Annotated in this window: 24 protein-coding genes and 1 pseudogene; 7 read left to right on the plus strand and 18 right to left on the minus strand. The window is 35.6% G+C overall.

Going from position 1 to position 23,702, the window contains the following annotated elements:
* Window positions 1-77: 77 nt before the first annotated feature.
* The 12 genes and pseudogenes from JRC48_RS03760 to JRC48_RS03810 all read right to left on the minus strand — a co-directional run bounded on the left by JRC48_RS03760 (window position 78) and on the right by JRC48_RS03810 (window position 11,504).
* Window positions 78-1,010, minus strand: coding sequence for a glycosyltransferase family 2 protein (locus JRC48_RS03760; protein ID WP_235070534.1), 933 nt, complete (start codon window positions 1,008-1,010; stop codon window positions 78-80).
* On the minus strand, window positions 1,007-2,728 hold the full coding sequence (locus tag JRC48_RS03765; RefSeq protein WP_235070535.1) for a thiamine pyrophosphate-binding protein: 1,722 nt from the start codon (window positions 2,726-2,728) through the stop codon (window positions 1,007-1,009). Before JRC48_RS03765 ends, JRC48_RS03760 begins: the two co-directional genes overlap by 4 nt.
* Window positions 2,725-3,675, minus strand: coding sequence for an NAD(P)-dependent oxidoreductase (locus JRC48_RS03770; RefSeq protein ID WP_235070536.1), 951 nt, complete (start codon window positions 3,673-3,675; stop codon window positions 2,725-2,727). The genes JRC48_RS03765 and JRC48_RS03770 overlap by 4 nt, the downstream gene beginning before the upstream one ends.
* A gap of 3 nt (window positions 3,676-3,678) precedes the next feature.
* Window positions 3,679-4,752: a CDP-glucose 4,6-dehydratase gene (rfbG, locus tag JRC48_RS03775; protein ID WP_235070537.1), complete on the minus strand. Its 1,074-nt coding sequence runs from the start codon at window positions 4,750-4,752 to the stop codon at window positions 3,679-3,681.
* Between the two features lie 21 nt (window positions 4,753-4,773).
* Complete coding sequence (gene rfbH, locus JRC48_RS03780) at window positions 4,774-6,117, minus strand: lipopolysaccharide biosynthesis protein RfbH (RefSeq protein ID WP_235070538.1); 1,344 nt, start codon at window positions 6,115-6,117, stop codon at window positions 4,774-4,776.
* Window positions 6,118-6,144: 27 nt separating this feature from the next.
* Window positions 6,145-6,834: a hypothetical protein gene (locus JRC48_RS03785; protein ID WP_235070539.1), complete on the minus strand. Its 690-nt coding sequence runs from the start codon at window positions 6,832-6,834 to the stop codon at window positions 6,145-6,147.
* A 103-nt stretch (window positions 6,835-6,937) separates the two neighbouring features.
* On the minus strand, window positions 6,938-7,414 hold the full coding sequence (locus tag JRC48_RS03790) for a DUF4825 domain-containing protein (RefSeq protein ID WP_132942917.1): 477 nt from the start codon (window positions 7,412-7,414) through the stop codon (window positions 6,938-6,940).
* 69 nt (window positions 7,415-7,483) lie between these two features.
* Window positions 7,484-8,524 (minus strand): annotated as a pseudogene (locus JRC48_RS03795) (IS1595 family transposase).
* A gap of 93 nt (window positions 8,525-8,617) precedes the next feature.
* Window positions 8,618-8,845: a glycosyltransferase family 2 protein gene (locus JRC48_RS03800; RefSeq protein WP_235070540.1), complete on the minus strand. Its 228-nt coding sequence runs from the start codon at window positions 8,843-8,845 to the stop codon at window positions 8,618-8,620.
* Between the two features lie 14 nt (window positions 8,846-8,859).
* Window positions 8,860-9,084 carry a hypothetical protein gene (locus tag JRC48_RS12715; protein WP_304941327.1) on the minus strand — a complete coding sequence of 75 codons (225 nt, stop codon included), beginning with the start codon at window positions 9,082-9,084 and terminating at the stop codon, window positions 8,860-8,862.
* A gap of 48 nt (window positions 9,085-9,132) precedes the next feature.
* Complete coding sequence (locus JRC48_RS12720; RefSeq protein WP_304941328.1) at window positions 9,133-9,630, minus strand: sugar phosphate nucleotidyltransferase; 498 nt, start codon at window positions 9,628-9,630, stop codon at window positions 9,133-9,135.
* A gap of 581 nt (window positions 9,631-10,211) precedes the next feature.
* Window positions 10,212-11,504 carry a Na+/H+ antiporter NhaC family protein gene (locus JRC48_RS03810; RefSeq protein ID WP_235070541.1) on the minus strand — a complete coding sequence of 431 codons (1,293 nt, stop codon included), beginning with the start codon at window positions 11,502-11,504 and terminating at the stop codon, window positions 10,212-10,214.
* Window positions 11,505-11,873: 369 nt separating this feature from the next.
* On the opposite strand from JRC48_RS03810, the gene JRC48_RS03815 reads away from it, so the two are divergent.
* The 6 genes from JRC48_RS03815 to JRC48_RS03840 all read left to right on the plus strand — a co-directional run bounded on the left by JRC48_RS03815 (window position 11,874) and on the right by JRC48_RS03840 (window position 14,845).
* Window positions 11,874-12,374: a hypothetical protein gene (locus JRC48_RS03815; RefSeq protein ID WP_235070542.1), complete on the plus strand. Its 501-nt coding sequence runs from the start codon at window positions 11,874-11,876 to the stop codon at window positions 12,372-12,374.
* Between the two features lie 68 nt (window positions 12,375-12,442).
* Window positions 12,443-12,637: a hypothetical protein gene (locus tag JRC48_RS03820; RefSeq protein WP_235070464.1), complete on the plus strand. Its 195-nt coding sequence runs from the start codon at window positions 12,443-12,445 to the stop codon at window positions 12,635-12,637.
* Window positions 12,627-12,983, plus strand: a complete 357-nt coding sequence (gene tnpB, locus JRC48_RS03825) for an IS66 family insertion sequence element accessory protein TnpB (RefSeq protein WP_235070463.1) — start codon at window positions 12,627-12,629, stop codon at window positions 12,981-12,983. The genes JRC48_RS03820 and tnpB overlap by 11 nt, the downstream gene beginning before the upstream one ends.
* A gap of 106 nt (window positions 12,984-13,089) precedes the next feature.
* Window positions 13,090-13,344, plus strand: coding sequence for a transposase (locus tag JRC48_RS03830; protein ID WP_235070462.1), 255 nt, complete (start codon window positions 13,090-13,092; stop codon window positions 13,342-13,344).
* Window positions 13,345-13,358: 14 nt separating this feature from the next.
* Window positions 13,359-14,594, plus strand: coding sequence for an IS66 family transposase (locus tag JRC48_RS03835; protein WP_235070983.1), 1,236 nt, complete (start codon window positions 13,359-13,361; stop codon window positions 14,592-14,594).
* Between the two features lie 59 nt (window positions 14,595-14,653).
* Window positions 14,654-14,845 (plus strand): hypothetical protein, encoded by a 192-nt coding sequence (locus JRC48_RS03840; RefSeq protein WP_235070543.1) that lies wholly within the window; start codon window positions 14,654-14,656, stop codon window positions 14,843-14,845.
* A gap of 28 nt (window positions 14,846-14,873) precedes the next feature.
* Here the strand turns inward: JRC48_RS03840 and JRC48_RS03845 are convergent, their stop codons facing one another.
* From JRC48_RS03845 to JRC48_RS03865, 5 genes are all read right to left on the minus strand, one after another.
* Entirely contained in the window at window positions 14,874-15,704 is an 831-nt protein-coding gene (locus tag JRC48_RS03845; RefSeq protein WP_235070544.1) for an energy-coupling factor transporter transmembrane protein EcfT, read from the minus strand.
* The gene (locus JRC48_RS03850; protein ID WP_235070545.1) at window positions 15,704-17,407 is read right to left on the minus strand and encodes an ABC transporter ATP-binding protein; all 1,704 of its coding nucleotides are present in this window, start codon (window positions 17,405-17,407) and stop codon (window positions 15,704-15,706) included. The genes JRC48_RS03845 and JRC48_RS03850 overlap by 1 nt, the downstream gene beginning before the upstream one ends.
* Before the next feature lie 188 nt (window positions 17,408-17,595).
* Window positions 17,596-18,150: an ECF-type riboflavin transporter substrate-binding protein gene (locus JRC48_RS03855; protein WP_235070546.1), complete on the minus strand. Its 555-nt coding sequence runs from the start codon at window positions 18,148-18,150 to the stop codon at window positions 17,596-17,598.
* A 142-nt stretch (window positions 18,151-18,292) separates the two neighbouring features.
* The gene (locus JRC48_RS03860; protein ID WP_235070547.1) at window positions 18,293-19,519 is read right to left on the minus strand and encodes an NAD(P)/FAD-dependent oxidoreductase; all 1,227 of its coding nucleotides are present in this window, start codon (window positions 19,517-19,519) and stop codon (window positions 18,293-18,295) included.
* A 258-nt stretch (window positions 19,520-19,777) separates the two neighbouring features.
* Complete coding sequence (locus tag JRC48_RS03865) at window positions 19,778-20,779, minus strand: hypothetical protein (RefSeq protein WP_235070548.1); 1,002 nt, start codon at window positions 20,777-20,779, stop codon at window positions 19,778-19,780.
* A 361-nt stretch (window positions 20,780-21,140) separates the two neighbouring features.
* Between JRC48_RS03865 and JRC48_RS03870 the strand changes: the two genes are divergently transcribed.
* Complete coding sequence (locus tag JRC48_RS03870; RefSeq protein WP_235070549.1) at window positions 21,141-22,427, plus strand: ISL3 family transposase; 1,287 nt, start codon at window positions 21,141-21,143, stop codon at window positions 22,425-22,427.
* 225 nt (window positions 22,428-22,652) lie between these two features.
* On the opposite strand, the gene JRC48_RS03875 is transcribed toward JRC48_RS03870, so the two are convergent.
* Window positions 22,653-23,702, minus strand: coding sequence for an ABC transporter substrate-binding protein (locus JRC48_RS03875; protein WP_235070550.1), 1,050 nt, complete (start codon window positions 23,700-23,702; stop codon window positions 22,653-22,655).

Genomic DNA, 23,702 nt, shown 5'->3' on the forward strand with positions numbered 1-23,702 from the left:
CTAGATGCACAAAAAAGATGTCATGAATAGTTTCACAACATCTTTTTATCAACTTCATATTTAAAAGGCTTCTGTTTCTAACCTTGATTATCATAATTTTGAATACAATCAAAGGCTTCATGAATCAACTTCCCTAACTCGTTTGGAATGTCAACCTCATTATGATGTTGACTCGTGAGTTGTAATAATTTTTCCTCATAATGCTTCAGTAAATTAGCAAGCATTAACACGTAATGTTCTTTGGACTGTGCTAATCGTTCACGTCCAACAATTACTACCAGTTGCACGCCTTCAATAAACCCTGGCATCACTTTTCCCCACGATTTTTCATCTTCTGCCGTGGTTTGTCCTTGATGAAAGCGATAATAACTAAGTGGCTCATCTAAATAAACGCACGTTCCAGTTGATAAAAGATCTAACCATAACGCCATATCCGAAGCAAAAATAAATTCAAATTCATGATATTTTCCAAAGGGTTGTTTCATGGCACTTTTTCTAAATAAAACCGTCGTTGGAACGCCTACAAAGTTACTAATTTTACCAATCATCTGATCAATCATCACTTTTCCAGAGCCTAGCCAGTTCTCACCACTTCGAAACACGGACTGATTCATTCCTAACACTTCATCCTGTTCGTTAATGAAGTAAAACGGTGAACTAACTAACTGAATGTCCTCATGTAGTAACAGATAATTCATCATCATTTCGATTTTAGTTGGAGCAAACAAATCATCATCAAATAAATAATTTATAAATTCCCCCTTTGCTAAAGAGAGGCATCGATTCATATTTCCGATATACTTTAAATCTGTCTCATTTTTTTCATAACGAATAAATGAATAGATCGATAAGTACGTTTCAACGACTTGCTTTGTTTCATCGTTGTCACTATTATCACAAATAATAATTTCAATGTTGTCATACGTTTGTGCAAGTGCACTGTCTAACGCTTTTTTAAAAAATAATGGGCGATTCCGCGTTGGCATTAAAATACTCACTAATGGTTTCATTCAATCTCCCCTTTTTTTACATATGGACTTGGTTCATTAATCGGACGATTATACTCTAATTTTGGACAAACCGTTGTTTCTCCTTCAATGACCAATTCAACAATTCCATTTCTAGCTTTAAAGACAGAGGCTAAATACTCAGAGTCATCAAGTTGAGACGGTAAAGCTTTAAAATACGGTAATGAATAAGCCTTGGCGAGTGATTCAATATCCGGGACTTGATAACCTCCCGCTTCCGTCGTTCCTGTATAACGACCATTAAAATAAAGACTTTGAAATTGTGTAATCATTCCAAGCGATCGATTGTTAAACACAATTACTAAAATCGGTAAATCATATTGTGAAATTAGCATTAACGACTGAAGACTCATCTGAAATCCACCATCGCCACAAATGACATAGACTTGACGAGTTAAATTAGCAAAAGCAACTCCCAGCGCAGCGGGAATCGCATAGCCCATTGGAGCTAATCCACCACTTGTATAAAAGTTTTGATCGGTATGCATCGTTAAATACTGTGCACTCCACATTTGATTTTGTCCAATATCAACAGTAAAACTTGATTTTTGATTCGCATACTGATTCAAGACGCCTATCCATTGATACGGAAGTTTATTCTCCACATAATGTTTAATCTCTTGTTCTTGACTAAATGCTTGCTGATAGTAAGTCACCTTTTCTTGCCATTCATTTGAAATAGAAAAATCAGCAACAAACGGCTGAATTGAAGTTAAAAACTCCTCAACAGATTGATGAACTTTAACTCGGTTATTGAGACGGTGATAGTCTAAATCATTTTGATCGATATTCACATGAATGATAGGCCCATTTGGATGAAAATGAGCAAGTAAATTTCCCGTTTGACGATTATCAAGTCTTGATCCTAAAACAATTAATAAATCAGATTCTGGAACTAATAAATTGGCACACCGATTGCCGTAACTCCCAATCATCCCAACTGTTTCAGGTAAATCATCATCTAAACAGCCTTTAGCCATTAACGAATAAACGACTGGAAGTTTTGTTTGATGAATGAAGGTGCGAAATACTTCTTTCGTATCTGGTTCCATCACCCCAGCACCTGCTAGTATGAGGGGCCTTTTAGCCTGATGAATCATCGACACGATACTTTCAAGATCAAATGAAGAATCACTCATGACCTGAGCAGTTGGCTCAAATCCGATTAACTCATCAATCTCTATTTCTTCTCTTTGAATATTTAATGGAATATCTAACAAAACAGGTCCTTTTTTATGCGTCGTTGCTAAATAATAAGCTTTTTCTAACTCATATTTAATGTTTTTCGCCTCATCCACTAAGACGGCATACTTCGTAATCGGTGAGACGATCGACACAATATCTGTTTCTTGAAATCCTTGTTGGCGAATTGGCAACTCATATTTATAGTCTTGCGTATTCACTTGTCCCGTCATATAAATCACGGGAATGGAATCAAAATAAGCATTCGCAATTCCAGTCACCATATTCGTGGCGCCTGGCCCACTCGTTGAAATAGCCACTCCTACTCGATTGGTTTCACGAGCATACCCTTCAGCTGCAAACGCTGCACTTTGTTCATGATACACCTGAATAAACTTGGTGTACGGATTTTTGTCAATCGAATCTGCTAAATGAGTGATCATCCCCCCCATATATCCAAAAATGTATTCAATCTGTTTACTTTCTAAAAAAGAAGCGATAAAATCTGAGACCTTCACATTTTCTCTCCTTTATATAAGTTTTGATGTTGCTTAAACCAAGTACACGCCTGAATCAACTCATCATGCAGTGAAGCGGTTGGTTTCCAGTTAAAATGAGCCGTTGTTTTACTAACATCAGCAACCCAAGTAGACACCAACTGTTCTTTTCTTGGATTGGGATGAATTAAGATTTCACTTGTTGAGCGAGTGATGTCTTTAATTTGTAACGCAACCTCAAGTACTGAGGTTTGAGTGCCACTGCCACAATTATAAATTTCACCTTGGATCGATTTCTTTTCTTTAATCATCTCCACGTATAAGTCGACTGCTTTTTGAACATAGATAAAATCTCGAACGGCATTAGGATTAGAAAGATAAATCGGTTCATTATGGATGGCATTTAAAATGAGATCAGGAAACAATCGACCTTGATCTTCAAAGTCACCAAATGGTGAAAATAAACGAATGGTTCCGATATTTTTATTCCACTGCTTGGCACAGTAATCACAATAAAGGGTGCTTGATAACTTGCTAATGCCGTAAACACTGGATGGAAAACAAGCATCCGACTCTTTCATGGCCGTTTCTTTCAGTCCATATTCTGAGGAGCTCCCCGTATTAATAAACGTTTCAAAATCAATATCTTGACAAGCACTTAATAAATTCATGATCCCCATTAAATTCGTCTGAACAATCGCCTGCTCTTCATTTTCAAAAGGTCGCCCACCATAAGTCGCACTATGAATGATATGCTGCGGTTGAATAAACTCGATGATCTCTTTTAACTTCGTGGCATTTGTTAATTCACACTTCCAATCAGTCACTTGTTCATAAACCTCATGAAGTCGCCAAAGATTCGAGCTTTCACGCGTTAAAATATGCACATCATAGTTTTCCTGAACCAATCGATGAACTAAGTTTGAGCCAAAAAAACCACTAGCTCCGGTAATTAATATTTTTTCCATAACTTAAACTCCCAACAACGAAAATTTTTCGATTTGTTGAACACATAAAGTATAAATATCCGCTGATTGATACTGTTGATACCACTCACACGTCAAGTCGATACATTGAGAAACATCTAACGTTGGTGTCCATCCTAGTTTTAACTGGGCCTTCGTAATGTCAAGTAATAAAAGATTAGCTTCATGCCACGTCTCATCTACTTGTTCAACAATCGTTCCTTTTCCATAGCTTTTCACTAATAAGTCGGTTAACTCTCTCACGGTTTTGACATCCTTTACGTTCGGTCCAAAATTCCATCCCTCGCAGTAATCTTTTGGATGAGTGAGTAATTTTTCACCTAATAATAAATACCCACTTAACGGTTCTAACACATGTTGCCAAGGTCTAATCGCCTGTGGATGTCTGAGGATGATGGGGTCATTGGCTTCGATAGATTTGATACAATCTGGAACAATTCGATGCATGGACCAATCGCCTCCTCCAATGACATTTCCCGCTCGAACGGACGCGATGCTTGTTTGATGCGTCTCATACGATTTTGGATGAAAATAAGATTGTCGCCAAGAATTGATGACGAGTTCACAAGCTCCTTTAGAAGAAGAATACGGATCATATCCTCCCATCGCATCACTTTCTCGATATGGCCAAAGTGACTCTTTGTTTTCATAACATTTATCGGTTGTAATAAAAATTCCCACTCGAGTTTCATTCGTTTTTCTTATACTTTCTAACACGTTAATCGTTCCCATGACATTTACGTCATACGTGTGAACCGGATCGCGATAAGATTCTAAAACGAGGGGTTGAGCCGCTAAATGAAAAACAATATCTGGCTTATACGTTGAAAAAACCTCTTCTAATTTATGTTTGTCACAAATATCTCCGCGAATATCGACTAATCGATTCGATAACTTAGCTAACACAAAGTTATCGTTTTTTGTGTATGGATCGAGTGAATATCCAATGACAGTTGCTCCTAATTCAAGTAACCAAATACAAAGCCAAGATCCTTTAAAACCAGTATGTCCCGTGACTAAGACGGTCTTTCCTTCATAAATCCCATTAAACTTTTTCATATCATCACCATCGCTGATCGTTTATTGTTCCATTAAGAAAAAATCTTTAATTGTCTTTATCATGTAATCTAACATTTCTCTCGTCATACCTGGATAAACCCCAATACATAAGGAGTTATTCATAATCATATCTGTTTTTTCTAACTCTCCTACCACTCTAAAACGATCGGGTGTTTGTTTTAATTCATGAAAGACAGGGTGTTTCAAAATATTTCCGGCAAATAAATTTCGTGTTTGAATGTGATTCTCTTCTAAATACTTCGCCAAATCAACACGACGCTTCCCACTACTTTCTTTCACGGTCATGATAAATCCAAACCAACTTGGACGACTATTTAAAGTGGGTTCCGGTAAAATGAGATAAGGTTCGAGCTCACTTAAATGCTCACGTAAATAGTCCCAATTTTTTTGTCTCATCTTTACAATCTCCGTTAACTTTTCAAGCTGAGCACACCCAATCGCTGCCTGCATATCCGTCAGTTTTAAGTTATATCCAAAGTGCGAGTAAACATATTTATGATCGTATCCCACCGGAAGTTCTCCAAATTGTTTTGTGAATCGATAGCCACATGTATTATCTCGACCGCTATCACACCAACAATCGCGTCCCCAATCTCGAAGCGATTGAATAATTTGATGAAGTTTCGGATGATTCGTATAAACAGCGCCTCCTTCTCCCATCGTCATATGATGAGGGGGATAAAAGCTTGACGTTCCAATATGCCCAATCGTTCCTGTTTTTTTCCACGTTCCATCAATGAAATACTCTGATCCTAACGCATCACAGTTATCTTCAATTAACCATAATTGATGTTCTTCACAAAAAGCTTTCACACGTTCTAAATCAAATGGATTTCCTAAGCTATGCGCAATCATCACAGCTTTTGTCTTAGAAGATAAAGCTTTTTTCATTTCCTCAATATTAATGTTATACGATGGTAGCTCAACATCAACAAAAACGGGAACGGCTCCGTATTGAATAATCGGCGAAATGGTCGTTGGAAATCCAGCTGCCACAGTAATGACTTCATCTCCCCGCTGAACTTGTCTATTACCTAAAAGGGGTGAGGTTAAGGCCATAAAAGCTAATAAATTAGCCGATGATCCAGAATTACATAACGAACAATAACGAACCCCTAAATACTTCGCAAAGTCTTTTTCAAATTGTTTCACCCATTTACCTGAAGTTAACCAAAAGTCTAAACTAGCATCGACGAGATTTATTAATTCATGTTCATCAAAATAACGTCCTCCATAATTAATGTAGGTTTCTCCTTCAATAAAAGGTGACGTCTTAAACTTTTCATCATAATATTCCTTCACTTGCTCTAAAATTTGATTCTTTAACTCCTCTACTCGACTCATTTGCTCCCTCCTAAATTTAAAAACGAATTAAATTCTTGATAGTAAGTCATACATTAATCTCGGATAAGTCGAAGGAATCTGTAATCCTTCTCCTTTTTCAGCGATCAAACGCTTAAAGGCAACGCTATAAATCTCTAAAAGCTTTGTGATAAATTGGGTATATTCAACTTTAGTTTCAAAGACATGATTGAGTGAAGCAACATCCGCTAATTTAGCCGCTTCGTCAAATCCTCGCAATTCATCTCCCCAATCTTTTTCTGATTCAGCTGTTGTTTGACTTTGATGCCGTCTAAAATAACTTAACGCTTCTTTCAGATAAACACACTTCCCTGATTCTAAAAGTGAATACCACGTCACTAGATCGGAATAAACAATAAACTCGTGATGATAGTACTGCCCAAAAGGAAATTTTAAAGCCGATTTTTTAAATAAAACGGTTGTTGGCTCTCCGATAAAATTATCAATGGTTTGAATAGATAACTTTAATAACTCTTGACCTTCTCCCATCCAGTCTTGCTCTAACTGCAATCCCATGAGATAAGGAGCAATTCCTTGATCATCATCATTAATGACATATCTGGGTGACGTCACCAGATGAATGTCAGAATCTTTTAGACAATAAGCCATCATTATTTCAATTTTTTGAGGTGCGAATAAATCATCATCCATTAAAAAATTAATATACTCACCCTTCGCTAACTCTAAACAGCGTCGCATATTACCAATGTATTTAATATTTTCTTTATTTTTCGCTGTGTTTTAAGTAAATGTTGATTTTAACAATAATAAAAAGCTGTTCAAATAGTTGAACAGCTTTTTATTACTTAACGGTATAAGTGTTTATAAAATTTTGTAAAGATGATACATCTTCTGAAATACTTTCTAAATCATTTCCATAATTTTCAGATAATGTCGTTCTATCAAAGGTTATCGTTTCTTGGTCTCCGATATTAAAATTTACAATTTCTGCATTTGTAACGAGAGATAAGATAATCATTGAGTTTCCTTGTAATACCTCGTTTAATGCAACTTTTGACGTTGAACCATCTTCTAACTCAACAGTAGCCTCGTCAAATGATTTGTAATTAATCGTCACCTCATATGGTTCTTGACTTGTTTGTAATTCAAATCCATCTAAATACTCATGAGCTGGCAATAGCTCTATAATATGACCAACAGCAGAATTATCACCAACGAAAGACCCCTTGTAATTTAACAATTCAGTCATATTAGTTGGTTTACCACAACCGACAAGAACGAATGATAACAACATTGAAAGCATAAGTAACTTCTTCATTCCAATCACCTCCTGTTTTCTATTATATATCTTATTCCATTTTTTAACAACAAACTAATGTATTAGTCTTTACATAATAAAATTAGCTCTTCTTTCTCGAATCATTTCATTAGATACTACACAATAACTTGCTTGTGATTGCACATAAGCTTTCTGAATTTTTAGAAGTTCTTTTTCATCCTTAAAAAGCTCAATCCACTTGAACCACATTAAATAACTATATAGATGCTTAGTTGATACTCCTCTAAACTTTTGTAGGAAAGCTTTAAAATTACTATGAAAAGCATTGATGTGTTGAATATGATAAATACCTTTCATATATTTTCCTGATGGAACTGCCTTATGTTCTAAATCTAATTCTTTAGCTAATTTTCCATATCCATGAGCGCTATCCGTACACAAAATAGAATGGGATGCAATACGACCTTCAAAGAAACGTTTTAGGTTATCATATTTCACTCGTCCTGTTCCTATCATTCCAATTAAAATATTACCTGTTCTATCTAATGCCGTTCCAATACAGACCTGTTCACTTGATAATCCACGCTTGCCAACAGACTCTCCACCTCGTTTACGGGGTGGTCTTGGCATTGTAAACCGTTTGCTTTTAGAATGATTTCCTTTGTAGCTATAACGGAGATAGCATTCGTCCGCTTCAACCAATCCATCAACTTCTCCTGCTCCCATGAATGAGCTAAGAGCGTCTAAAATTTTGTGTCGCCAAAAAAAGGCTGTGGCGAGATTGATATTACATTCCCATGCACAACGGCGTAAGCTATATCCCTTAATCATACATTCAATATAGTCAATCCATACTTTTGTTTCTTTCTTTGAATAAGCAGTTGGTGTTTGAGTTTGTTGGCTAAATGATTTTCCGCAGTTGCGACAGAGATAACGTTGATTTCCTTTTGCTTTACCATTCTTTACGATATGGTCGTCATGACAAAAAGGGCATTTATACTGCCCTGATGAGTACCTGGTTTCTTGAATCTCATTTTGAAGTTTAGACAAATCGGATTTAAAGATTCCTTTTTCAACTTAAACTAAGATTTCTGGTAAATCATTGGATGCTACTCGCTTTAAAAGTGCTAAAATAACTGCTTTTGGCATAGATAAAACTCCTCAAACATATGTTCTAATAATATTATAATGGATAATTTAAGAGTTAGTTATGCAAATTCTGTGTGAAATATCAACACTATTTTAAAACAGAGCCTTATTTTTATAATAAAAGATATTCGAAGTTGTTTTCATTAACGCTTCGATATACTCCTTTGTTTCGTCATGCTCACTATTGTCACAAATAATAATCTCAAGATTCGGATACGTTTGACTTAAGGCACTATCTAAAGCACGTTTTAAATAATTTAAGCGGTTATACGTTGGAATTAAAATACTCACAAGCGGCAAATCATCATTTAGCTGTTCCATCCATCCCTCTCCTTTTACCAAGTGATCCACGGCGCTTTTTTCTCGTTAATCATGCGTTCTAACTCCACTTTATCTCGTAAGGTATCCATCGGTTTCCAAAATCCATAATGTTTATAAGCCATCAGTTGTTGATCATTTGCTAATTGTTGCAACGGTTCTTCTTCCCAAATTGTCAAATCATCTTCAATATAATCCATGACCTCAGGTTCTAAAACGAAAAATCCGCCATTGACCCACATGCCATCTCCTGATGGTTTCTCATAAAATTTTAAGACGTCTTGATTTTTCTATAAAGAAAGCGCTCCAAAACGTCCGATTGGTTGAACAGCGGTGACTGTTGCTAGCTTTTGATGTTTTTGATGAAATTCAACTAACGCTTTAATATCGATATCCGATACCCCATCCCCATATGTCAGCATGAAAGGTTCGTTTCCGATATAATCTTTCACACGTTTAATTCGTCCACCCGTTAAGGTTTTTAAGCCTGTATCGACAAGTGTTACTTTCCAAGGCTCTGAAATAGGTTGATGAATCACCAACTCCCCACTCGATAAGTCAATGGTAAAGTCACTCGTATTTTCATAGTAATTAATAAAATATTCTTTAATCACCTGCCCTTTATATCCACAACAAACAATAAATTCATTAAATCCATGAGTGGAGTACATATTCATAATATGCCAAAGAATTGGCTTCCCACCGATTTCCACCATTGGCTTAGGACGAATATCAGTTTCTTCACTTAATCGGGTTCCAAATCCCCCTGCTAAAATGACCACTTTCATGACAACACCTCACTATCTTAATTCATCAATCTCTATCAAATTTTATACTTTATCTCAACATAAAAGAACGAAATCTCTCATAACATTTCAATCTTCAAACTCATGAATTCAGAGTTCCTCTCAGTTTAGCGTTGATTTTGAATAAGAATGACTAACTCTACTTAGTCAAGTTGATTTCCTGATAAAAAGAAAATGGTTAAAAGATAATGATCGTTAAGACATGTGAAATCATCCACTTTTTTTTCGCTGATGATAAGATAATCTCTTTCACTAACTAAAAACGAACAAAAGTTTGCTTTTTTATCGAAAAACTATTGAAAAACATCTCGTTATTTGTCATAATATAAGAGTCAGCAGACATAGACCACCTAATCAGATGAAGTCATCCCTAATCGTCTTCATCTATTCCGAATTCCAAACAATTTTCAAAACGAGATCTTCTTTCCGGGTCTCTTCTACTAAAAAAGCTCACCTCATAGGTGAGCTTTTTATGTTTGGCATAAAAAAAGAAGTCATCCTTAACAGGAAAGACCTCTTTACTGAGTAATGATTTCAATTCTTTTAGCTTATAAAGCATTTTTTTATTTTTTTAATTTAGGGAATCCCATGATAATAGCAATTAACCCACAAACACCCATTAACATCGGATAATGAACATATTTAATAATTTCAACGGGTGAGATGGCAGCTAAACCTGCGGCTCCTAACACTTGCGCTCCATATGGGATTAACCCTTGCCAACACGATGAAAAAATATCTAAAAGACTGGCTGAACGACGTGGATCAATGTCAAATTCTTCTGCAATTTCTTTGGCTAATGGTCCAGCCATCACAATGGCGATCGTATTATTAGCCGTACATAAATCGATGGCACTCACTAACGTCGCAATTCCTAGTTCAGCCCCTTTTTTAGATCGGATGCGTGATTTAATTAAATGTAGTAAATAATCAATTCCACCATTATGTTTAATTAATTCTAAGACACCACCGACAATTAAACAAAGAATCGCTAATTCTTGCATTCCTGCCATTCCCTCTGAAATAGCCGTGATACATTCAAGTAACTGAAAAGATTGTGTCATAAAGCCAATCAATCCAGCTAATACAATCCCGCTTCCAAGTAAAATAAACACATTGACACCAAGTAAAGCCCCGACTAAAATCGCCAAGTAAGGAATGACTTTCACCCATTCAATGGCCTCAATTTCTGTTAAATGTACTTGATAGCTTGACGTTAATAAAAACAAAATAACAAGTGAAAGAAGCGCAGCGGGTAATACAATTAAAAAATTCACTTTAAATTTATCTTTCAGTTCACACCCTTGCGTACGAACCGCTGCAATCGTCGTATCAGAAATCATCGATAAATTATCACCAAACATTCCACCACCGACAATCGCTCCAATAACCAGTGGAACTGGAATGGATGTGGCCTGTGCAATTCCTAATCCAACCGGCGTTAAAGCCGTAATCGTTCCAACAGAAGTCCCCATTGAAACAGAAATAAAACTAGCAATGACAAATAATCCAACGACAACTAAGTTAGCTGGCAAAACCGATAAACTTAAATTGACTGTGGCATCCACACCACCCATTGCTTTAGCAACGCTAGAAAAGGCACCAGCTAATAAGAAAATGATCACCATCATGATGATATTTTCATTTCCTGCCCCTTTACAAAAAACCATCACTTTATCGTTAAAAGGTTCTTTTCGATTAAACATAAATGCGACCACCGCTGCTAGGCCAAAGGCAACTAAGACAGGCATCGCATAAAAATCACCTGTTAAGATCCCGCTTCCTACAAATAAAACTAAAAATACACCCAGTGGCAATAATGCCCATGGATTTCCCTTCTTCTGTTTAAGGTTCATGTTTCTCCTCCTTCTAAGTCCCTTTCATGAGACTATCCCTACAAAGCTACAGTATCAAGTTTACTGACTCTGTCGATACTTGTCAATGTTTGGACTCTGCATTTTTACATCAAATGTATCGATCTAAATCCACTAAAAAGATCATCTCTTTTGCATTTTTTTAAAAACTTAAGCAAATCGACAAAATAAACTAAGAATAACTAATTCATTTACGCTATATATAAGAAGTGATCAGGGGTTTACCAATCAGAAACTTTTAGCGTTAAGAAAACGAGTCTTTAAATCATGCATGAGATAAATTTAAATGAATGAAAACTATTTTTATAATAATGAAGTAAAGAAAAGCGTACTAAAAGGGGTTACATTAAAATGAGTATAAAGCAAATTATATTGAGCCGACTTCATAGTATCGAGCGTGAAGGAATGAGTGATTTAATTCATTTTTTAACATCAGAGAGTGACTACTTTACAGCACCAGCTAGCATTAAAGGGCATTGTAACTATCCGCACGGATTAGCCGTTCATAGCCATAACGTCGTTGAATTACTGATTCAAAAGAATAAACAATTTCATCTAGGTTTATCAACTGAAACGATCTACTTGGCTGGTTACTTACATGATTTATGTAAAACGAATATCTTTTATCCGACGCTTAAACTACGCTATAATCAAAAAAATGAAAAAGAATGTTACTTTACTTATGACTGTGTGGATGATCTTCCACTCGGACATGGTGAAAAAAGTGTTATTCTTGCTCAACAATATATTAAATTAACCATTGATGAAATGTTATTAATTCGGTGGCACACCGGACCTCAAACACCGTGTGAGCATCCGTATCGTTATGAACAAGGTAAGCACGTAATATAAACATGTCTATTTTGACCTCCAACTTTGGGCTATACTGTAGCTATCAAAGAAAAGGAGGTCAATTTTCTATGAAAGAAAAGCCTATGATAATTCCAGTCGCATTGAGTGACTCTCATTTAAAGTCTCACTCAAAATCTGCGACTAATAAGGATATACCTACTTGTCAGTTTAAAATCAAAGATGCTGAAGTGCTGTTTTACAATGGCGTTGATAAACATATCTTACATGCTGTTTTAGCGGAGATGTCAAAGTATGCTCGTTAATTTTACAGAAGTTCAAAACATCTTCATTGTTTGCGGTCACACCGATATGCGTTGTGGAATTGATGGCTTAGCGAATTTAGTTTCAGATAAATATAATCTAGACTTATTTGACGATGCCATCTTCTTGTTTTGTGGAAGAAAAAAAGATCGCTACAAAGCTTTATACTGGGATCATGACGGATTTATGTTATTTTATAAACGAATTGAGAACGGTCATCTACAATGGCCAAAAGATCAAGATGAGGTTAAGAAATTAACGTCCCAGGAATTACGCTGGTTATTAGAAGGTCTCTCTATTCAACAACCTAAAGCCATCAAACCAGCTAAAACTGGTGACCTATATTAATAGAAATAAGGGATTTTCGACAAAATCCCTTATTTCTATTTTCATCTGTTGTGAGATTAGGTATACTAGGGTTAAGATATAGACATTTTGAAAGTAGGCGACTTGGATGACAGAACTTGAACAACACTTAATGGAACAAAATAAGGCACTTCTAGAACAAGTTCGCCAATTAACTGAACAAATTCAGTATCTAAATAAAAAGCTATTTGGATCTTCGAGTGAAAAGACTAAAGTAGCCGAAGGCCAAATTTCATTATTTGATCCAGATGATTTTTTGAAGAGACAGAGACAACTGAAGACCAAACCGTCGAAGAAATCACGTATCGACGTAAAAAACAAAAAGGAAGAAAAGCAGAATTAATCAAAGACTTACCCATTGAAGAAGTTCATTGCCAATTACATGGGGAAGACTGCCGATGTATGAATTGTGGAAATGAAATGAAACGAATGGGGAAAAGGATCATTCGTGACGAAGTCTGTTTCGTTCCAGCCCGATTATATAAAAAGCGTTACATTGCTTATACTTATGCTTGTGATTGTCATGACGAATCTATCGAAGCTAAACCGATTCGTTGTGCCGAAACACCAAAAGCTCCGATTCAAAGAAGCTTTGCCGGAGCCAGTGTTTTAGCTGAAGTTTTTCATCATAAATACATCTTAAGTATTCCTTGTTATCGCCAGGTATCAGAATGGGCACGCTATGGATTGAGTGTGAGTGATAAAACCCTCTCTAATTGGATTATTATCGCTAGTCATGATTGGTTACGCCCCATTTATGATTTACTTAGAAAAGCGTTAGTCCAAAATAAGGTTTTACATGCGGATGAAACACCTTATCAAATCTTAAATCGAACAGATGGTAAATCAGCGACCTCTCAAGCACGGATTTGGTTATTCCGTACCATCAAAAATACCGAACATCCTGTGGCGTATTACCATGCCGATCTGACACGTGAACGTGCGGTGGCAACCACCATCTTAGAAGGATTCAAAGGATATCTTCATTGTGATGGTTATTCAGGATATAAAAATATCCCGAACATTTCATTAGTTGGGTGTTGGGCCCATGTCAGAAGAAAATTTTTCGAGATACCAGGAAACAACGGAAAAGCGAAAAAAGCAGTGGAGTACTGCGATCAAATCTTTAGCTTCGAAAAGACTATTAAAGATTTATCTCCTGAGCAACGTCAAAAGCAGCGCCAACTGATCATCAAACCTGTTGTGGAAGAATTTTTTGACTGGCTAGAATCGTTCTATGCCATGAAAGGAAAACTTCAAACAGCGGTGATGTATGCCTTAAATCAAAAGGTAGAACTTTTGCGCTTTTTAGACGATGGAAATCTTGAAGCCTCGAATAATCTAGCTGAACAAGCGATTCGCCCTATCGCGATTGGTCGTAAAAACTACCTCTTTTCAACCAGTATGAAAGGCGCGACTGCTAATGCGATGGCATACACGATCATTGAGACAGCCAAAGCAAACAGTCTAAATCCGTCTAAATATCTCACTTATCTTTTTGAAAAACTGCCAAATGTAGATTTCATACGAAATCCAGACTTGTTGGTGGGCTTTTTGCCATGGGCAAAAAACGTTCAAGAGAATTGTGGATAGCGATATAAAATAACAGCTACCAACTCTGTACCTTTAGTTTACAGGATTGGTAGCTTTTTTTGTACCCGTGTTATTATTACGTGCTTACTGAACAAGCACTTGAAAAGTGCCCTGCTATTAAAGCAATCTTTACAGCTGATGAAGAAGCAGCAACCTTTTTAGAGACAGTTAAATCAACACTCGTCTTTCAACCTAGCGTGTTTTATGCTTGGAAAAAAAACGGTGTTTTCCCAAAAATTTTAAACTATTAAAAAGCTGTATCGATTGCGATACAGCTTTTTAGATAAATGGATTATAAAAACGTGTGCCATTACTAAAGGTCACCCATAAAAAGACAGCCATTAAGACAATCATACCAATTAAAACAATGACATCCGATTTTTGAAGAGGACGAGCGTTATAAAACGTTCGTTTTTTATGTTTTCCAAACGCACGTAATTCCATGGCATAACTAATCGTTTCAATACGTTCTAAGCTTGTTAAAATAAGCGGAAATAAAATAGCTCCCATATTTTTCACGCGCTTACTTAGCTTTTCTTTAGAGGATAAATCGATTCCTCTTGCTTGTTGTGCTTGGGCGATTTCAATAAAATCACGCTGAATATCTGGAATATAACGCATGGCTATTGAAACCGAATAAGCAATTCGATAACTAATTCCTAACTTATTTAATGAGGCAGCAAATTCACTTGGATTCGTCGTTGCTAAGAAAATGAGCCCGATCGGAATAATGGTTAAGTATTTAATCGTCATATTAAACTGATAGAATAATTGTTCCGTCGTAATGACATAAGGACCGATCAGTTTAACTAGATTGTGCTGTGTTCCATAGATGGCGACTCCTTCTAGTGGTGAAAAGAAAAAGACCGCTAGATTATTAAAAAGTAAGAACACTAAAATAAAATAAAAAACAAATGCGATATCTTTAAAATCTACTTTTGAAATTTTAAAGATGACAAAGCTTAAAATTAACATACTGACTAAGACACGTGTATCATAACTTAACATCGCTGTGATCGACCACAATAAAAAACAAATGAGTTTTGTACTTCCTGTTAAGCGATGAATGGGAGAATCAATGTCAATATAAGCTAATAATTTAGCATTCATTACGTTCTCACCGCCTTATCACTTGAAATAAACTTACAGATAAATTCAACTGGAGGTAAATCTCCAATTCGATTCGCTAATTCATATAATGACGTTCTCTTTAAATGAGCCGTTTTAATTAACTCATCATTCGTTAACACATGCCACGTCCGATCATCACCGACTAACTCACCATGAGTAATCACAAGAGCACGTGTCGTATACTCAAGCATTAAATGCATGTCGTGAGTAATCATGATAATCGTAATTCCTCGTTCATTGAGTTCTTTTAAAAACTCCATAATTTCCGTATAGTGCTTTAGATCTTGACCTGCTGTTGGCTCATCTAAAATTAAAATTTCTGGATTTAAAACTAAAATTGAGGCAATCGTTACTCGTTTTTTCTGCCCAAAACTTAAAGCAGAAATCGGCCAATTACGATAAGGATATAAGCCACAAATTTTTAACGTTTCATACACACGACGTTTGACTTCTTCCTCATTCACCCCACGAATACGTAGACCAAAGGCAACTTCATCAAAAATCATCGTTTTTGAAATCATTTGATTTGGATTTTGCATCACTAATCCAATCTTTTCAGCACGTTCTTTAATCGTTTGTTGACGTAAATCTTCACCTTTAAACTCAATCGTTCCACTGGTTGGTGAATAAAATCCACTAATTAATTTTGAAATCGTTGATTTTCCAGCCCCATTTTTTCCAACAATACTAATCATTTCGCCTTCATGAATTTTAAAGGAAACGCCTTTTAACGTTTGTTGATTCGGCTGATAACCAAAACTAACCTCTTTAAATTCTAAAATTATCGGTTGATCGGTCTTTGGTAAATGAACATCCGTCGTTAAAAACCAATTTTTAACCACGTCCGTACATGACGTTAAATCCATCTGCTCTAGACATTGTGGATTCATTTCCTCTGTAATGGTGCATCCTGCATATTTTAACGCAGTGACATAAAGGGGTTCTCGAATTCCAACGTCTTGAAGTAAAGAGGAAGCGAGTAATTGATTCGGCGTTAGATCAGCCACAAGTTCACCTTGATTCACCACAATCACTCGGTCAACGGGTTTATATAACACATCTTCTAAACGATGTTCAATCATGATAATCGTTTTATTCGTTTGTTTATGAATCTCATCAATTAACGTCATCGTATGAAGTCCCGCTGCAGGATCTAAATTTGCTAACGGTTCATCAAATAATAAAATATCGATATCATCGACTAAAACACCTGCTAACGTCACACGTTGTTTTTGCCCACCTGATAAATCATGCGGTGAGGATGAAAGATGGCCATCCACATCAACTAATTGTGCCACTTTATGAACTGTTTCAATCATCTCTTGTTGAGGAACGACTAAGTTTTCTAACTTAAAGGCAATATCCTCTTCGACGGTTAATCCAATAAATTGATCATCTGGATTTTGTAACACCGTTCCTACTTCATTTGAACGTTCAAAAATATTATGATTTAAAGCATTTTGCCCTTTAATTTTAAAGGCTCCACTTGTTGTTCCTTTATAAATATTTGGAATTAATCCATTAATACAGTGCGCAATCGTACTTTTTCCTGATCCAGAAGGTCCAACAATCACAACCTTCTCGCCCTCATAAATTTTTAGATTAATATTTTTAAGCGTTGGGCTTGACTGAACTCGATATTGAAAGCTAAAATTTTCGAATTCAATGACTGGCTTTCGCATACGCTTCATCCTTTCTCTTCTTACTCGTAAGATGAGTTAAAATCAACTTTATATCTGTGATAAAACTCATGTTAACTCATCTTAAAAATGGTCAACTTTTATATTATAACATACTTTTTTGTCGAATAACGATTGAAAAAGCTTACAACTATTTCCAAAATAAAAATTGAGGGATCCCTCCCTCAATTTTAGTCTTCCATCATTAAACTTCCTTTTGGTATACGTGTTTTTGCATACGTCGTGACAAGTAACGATCCTAAGATACCAATGCTCACCATATTCACACATCCAGCAACGATTCCTTGTAAATACACTTTATCCGCTGGTTCTGCATAAATCAAAACATCGAGTGTTGGAGCAATGATGAACCATCCGATAATATTAGCCACAATTTGTGTTAAATTGAACTTAATTAATTCTTTAACTCCAAAAATTCCATCTTCAATGCTAATTTGCTTAGAAGCAAGTCCAATCACTAAGCCAATCATAGCTGAAGCAAGAATCCAACTCATCCATGGAGAACCAAAAATTAAAACATCTTTTAAAAAGTGCCCGATGAGTCCCGTGGCAAATCCAGCTAAAGGTCCATATAAAAGGGCAATTAACGCTAAAATCGCATATGACGTCTCTAAACTCGTATTCGGAATCCCTGTTGGAATCGAAGCAAATCGTGATAACACCACAAAAATGGCAGATCCAATCCCGATCGCCACAACGGTTTTAATTGGTAATTTTTTATTCATTAAACTATCTCCTTAATTCTCATTCAATAATCGACATTTTTATCTATTCTTTAGTATATAAGGAGATGTTTATACTGTCAATAAACAAACGAATACTTGCTGTAGCGAAACGATCAGAAAAAGACATAGGCTATCCTATGTCTCATGATTTATTAATCGCTTGTGCGGCGATATATGCCATCGACATGGCAGCTTGGATATTATAACCACCCGTATCACCATCGATATCTAACACTTCACCGATAAAATAAAGCTGACTCACCTTTTTAGACTCCATCGTCTTTGGAGAAATCTCTTTGATCGAAACGCCACCTGTTGTTACCATCGCAACGTGATAACCACCTAATTCTTTAACTTCCATTTCATATTCCGTTAAATGTTTTAAAAGATTTTGACGGGTTGCCTTTGTTAGTTCAGCACATTTTAAATCATCAGAAATCTCACATAATTCTAGAATTTTATCAGCAAATCGTTTCGTTAAATTTAACTCACGAACAACGGATTTAACTAGCGCTTTCCCCCCTTGATTTAACTTCTTAGTTAAATCACTTCTAAATTCGTCAATAGACGCTGCACCAACAAAGTTACACTTAATGACATCTCCTGATTGCATAAATCGAGAATTATTAATAATTCCAGGCCCTGAAACACCCGTATGCGTTAAAAGAAAATCCCCTTGATAAGATCCAATCTTTTTACCTTGACGCCATAACGTATAGGATAAGTCTTCAAACGATGTTCCTGACATATCGCTTAGTTCATAATTTTTAATTTTTAATGGCGTTAATGCCGGTTTTGTTGGAATAATTTTATGTCCTAATGACTTCGCCCAAACATACCCTTCTCCCGTTGAACCGGTATGAGGATAACTTAATCCCCCTGTTGCGACGATCACAACCGGACTTTCATAATCGCCTTGTGACGTTTTAAGATGAAATAAATCGTCAACTTTTTCTAATGATTCGACTTTCGTTTCATAACACATTTGAACGTGACGTTTTTGGCACTCTTGTAATAAAACATTTAACACATCCTGTGATTTGTCTGATTTAGGAAATACTTTTCCTTTTTCTGTCGTTCTAAATTCAAGCCCACGTTTTCTAAAGAAGTTTAATAAATCTTCATTTTGAAACGTTAAAAGTGCGTGCTTTAAAAACTTAGCATTTGGGCCATAGCACGTTAAAAAATGCTCGATATCTCCGGCTTGAGTGATATTACATTTTCCTGCACCCGCCATGAGTAATTTACGACCACATGATTTATTTTTTTCTAAAAGGGCGACCTTTTTATTTTTATTTGCCGCACACATGATCGCAGCAAATAAACCTGCCGGTCCACCACCAATAATGATCACATCATATTTATTCACTCGTTAATCCTCCGATTCGTTGATTATTTTCATCATTGTATTATACATTTTCTTTTTAAGTCAAGATAAAGAAAAACTAGCATACTTGCTAGTTTTTCCACCTCTTCCACCATCTGGATTAATCGATCAAAGTCTCCACTGATTAATGATTGAATCTATCTCATCTCAAAGTCATTTAGCTCTTCTAAGTAACCCAGTCTCTGACCTCTAAAATCAAGGCATTCACCCCTAGAGGGTGACATAGCGTCAACAAAATGTCTAATTCATAAGACCTAGATGAGCATCATACCATTGAATATCAACATGTTCAAGCAAATGATGCGCACATTGTTGTAGCGTCAGGTGACGATACTGGCCTTTTTCTAGTTCTTGATAAAATAACAACGCCACTTGATAATGCCCCGATTGATAGTCCTTTAAATAATCCTGAGGGTTCTCAAGTATTCCCCATTCTTGACTAATATGCACAGTCATCGCTAATTTAATGGTCGTTTCAATATAATCAAAAATAGAGGCATGATTCTCTTTCACCTTTTTATAAATTATCATCAATTCCTTATTTCGTTTGACCTTTCGTTCATAACCTCTTGGTTTCGTGAGTGGGCAGTCAGATTTAAGATAAGTTTCCACCCAATCGTACATGAATGTTTGAAAAGAACACGTCTGTGAAACCATTAATTTTTGATGAACCCAGTCGACTCGATCAGTATCGATGCAACTTAAAATATAAATGATTTGATCTTGAGGTCCAAATCGCTTCGAAAGATTTAATGAATGGATGTCCTTTGAATACTCTTTTATTTTTTGATTAACTAACGGTAGGCAAGAATGTAACCAATACGTTTTAAATTTCGCCTTTTCTAATCTTTGAATGAGTGGTCCTACTTTAAGTAAAATCGATTCTGCCTCACTTTTTAAAAACTTTTTATATTCTTTTGAAGCATCTTGATAAGAAGCAGTCCTTTTATACTGATGAATTAAGTATTTAGGGCTTGCTAATAGCTCAGAAAATTGTAAATCATTAAATTCAGGATCGGCTGTTAATAAAGGAATTAAAACTTCAGCTATCGTTTCAAATTTCATTAAACGTTTACGAATATGTTGTAATGTTTTTTCGTGATCATCACCTAAAAACTCTTCAAAATAACAAACCATCTCTTCATTCGGTAAGGCACGTGGTGTAAATAAGTGATCTAAAAAATGAAGCACATCTAATGTATAAGATGGCTCAAAAATGACGGACATTTTTTGTTCTTGCATGAAGCCAATCCCCCTGTAAATCATTGTATTTGTATTTTATCATAAAATATCCTAATAATAAATGACACATTCTAAAGATCTATTTATAAATTAAATTGTACACCGTTATCGTCAAAAAACAGATCAAACATAGAAACGAACGTATTCTTCATTTTAATCATCAGTCAATAAAGTCGTTCTAAAAGTAATCTGTATTTGTGATTTAAACCATTGAGCATGATAACCTGTTATAAAGATGGTTCTATAATATTTGGTGTTGCTGATGAAGCAACGCCTCTTTTTATGGCATAAAAAAAGAGACATCCCGTCTCCGTCCTGTTACAATGTTATCGGCTAAAAAACAATAGAAAGGATGGATTGGATGTCTCACTCCTATTTTACTAGAAAACTCTTAAATATTAAAGACAAACAGATCACCTTTGAAGAAGATTATTTTGAAGAGGTGAAGATTCATGGTGTGACTAGCTTCATTTTTAAAGGCATTTTATCTTATCAACCCACTCATTGCGAACACTGTGGGACACTATTTGATTCAAAGTTCAAAAAACATGGGTTTAAAACCTCTCGAATTGTCATTCCTAAAGTTTCACTCCATGATACTTATTTAGATTTAAAGAAACAACGTTACTACTGTGGGCATTGCCAATCTACCTTCACTCTAAAAACATCGATTGTTGAAAAGAACTGCTTCATTTCTTACAACACCAAACATGCCATTGCGTTAGAAGCACAAAATAAAATCTCGGAGTCAGATATTGCCCGTCGTCATCAAGTCTCTCATTCAACTGTGAATCGCATCATCCATAGCTTTTATGAGTCACAAAACTTAAACTTTAATTTTTTGCCTGAAAACCTTTGTTTTGATGAGTTTAAATCCGTTAAATCTGCCCAGGGGCATATGTCCTTTATCTTTTGCGATGCCGATACGAAACAAATCATTGATATCATTGAAGATCGACGTTTAAGTTCCCTTCAAACCTATTTTAAACGATATACCCAAGAAGCACGTTCTCGTGTCAAACATATTGTCATTGATATGTACGCCCCTTATATCAGCTTAATTAAGGAGCTTTTTCCTCAGGCCAAAATTGTCCTCGATCCATTCCATCTCGTTCAACATATTTCTCGTGCGTTAAATAAAACAAGGATTCGATTCATGAAACAATTCAAAAAACACAGTCGTAAATTTAAACGTTACTGGCGCTTATTCTTAAAGTCCCACACGTTAATTAATACCACCACTTATCGCTCCGTTTACTGTTTCAAACAACCGATGCGAGAAATTGATATCCTAAACTTTTTACTTGATTTATCTCCTGAATTAAAAGCAACCTATGATCTTTATCAAGACTTACTCTTCGCTCTTCAAACCAAAAACTTAGAGCGATTCCATCACTTACTTCAAGCTAAATATCCTCTGATTTCTCCTGAATTCCAAACCGCTTTTCAAACGTTTAAAACGTACCAGTCTTATATTGAAAACACACTGACCACTTCGTATACCAATGGTCCCATTGAAGGGATTAACAATAAAATTAAAGTCATTAAACGAATCGCTTTTGGCTATCGTAGTTTCTACCATTTTAAATCAAGAATTCTTATCACTCAAAACCTAACCAAACCCAAAGTAAAAATCCTAGCAGCTTAGCCACTAGGATTTCGATTTAAGTCACTCATTGTAATAGGTTAAAAATTAATCAGCAACACTATTTGACAAAGAGCCATCATTTAAAGTAATAAAACAGTTAATTTGACACTTTAATCTACAAAAAACGAGCCTATCCTTTTAATTATAGGCTCCTTTTTGAGTTTTTTAACATAGCAACTAAAAAGTGTCAATGGACCACTCATCATCCTAAAAAAGCCATAGACGTTATCGATTAGGAGCAGCTAATACTTGTGTCCAAATATCATCATACTGTTTGATAAATTCTCCTGGATCTCGGAACGTTTCCATTGGTAAAGAATCTAATAACTCTTGAGATGGACTATACGCTTCATTTTGTGTCCATTCATCTTCCGATACCATCGCTAAAACTTCAGTATTGGGACTTGAATACATGACATACTCTGTATTCATTAAGGCAATCTCTGGACGTTGCATGAAGTTAATAAATTCATGTGCTAACTCAACATTTTGAGCTGTTGATGGAATGACCATTGAATCGACCCAAATGTTTGATCCTTCTTTAGGGATCGCATACTCCATATTTTCGTTTTCATCCATAATATAAGTCGCATCACCTGAGTAAACAACGGCTAACGCTGCATTCCCCGCAATCATATTATCAATGACTTGATCGGTTACATAAGCATAAACTAATGGACGTTGTTCAATTAAAAGTTGTTTTGCCTCTTCTAATTCGTCAACATTTTGCGTATTCATCGAATAACCTAATAACTTTAAGGCAACCATTAATGAATCACGCTGACTATCATACATAAAAATATTTCCTTTATATGTTTCGTCCCATAAGATAGACCATGAATCAACAGGTTCATTTACGACTGTTTTATCATATAAAATTCCAACCGTTCCCCAAAAGTATGGCACAGTATATAAGTTCTCAGGATCGTAAGGTAAGTTTTTATACTGATCACTAATATACTTAAAGTTAGGAATTTTACTATAATCTAAGGGAAGAACTAAATCTTCTTTAATCATTTTCTCAACCATATAATCTGAAGGAAACGCTACGTCATAATGCGTTCCTCCAGCCTTGATTTTTTGATACATCGTCTCATTTGAATCATATAATTCATAAACAACTTCACAGTTGAATTCTTCTTCAAAAAGTGTTAAAACTTCTCGATCAATATATTCACCCACATTATAAACATATAATCGTTCTCGAGTATCTCCCGAGCAAGCTGTTAACAGTAAGATAAATGAGGCAATAAACATCATCATTAATTTTTTCAT

It is taken from the genome of Turicibacter sp. TJ11 (assembly GCF_021497505.1).
Lineage (GTDB): Bacteria > Bacillota_I > Bacilli_A > MOL361 > Turicibacteraceae > Turicibacter.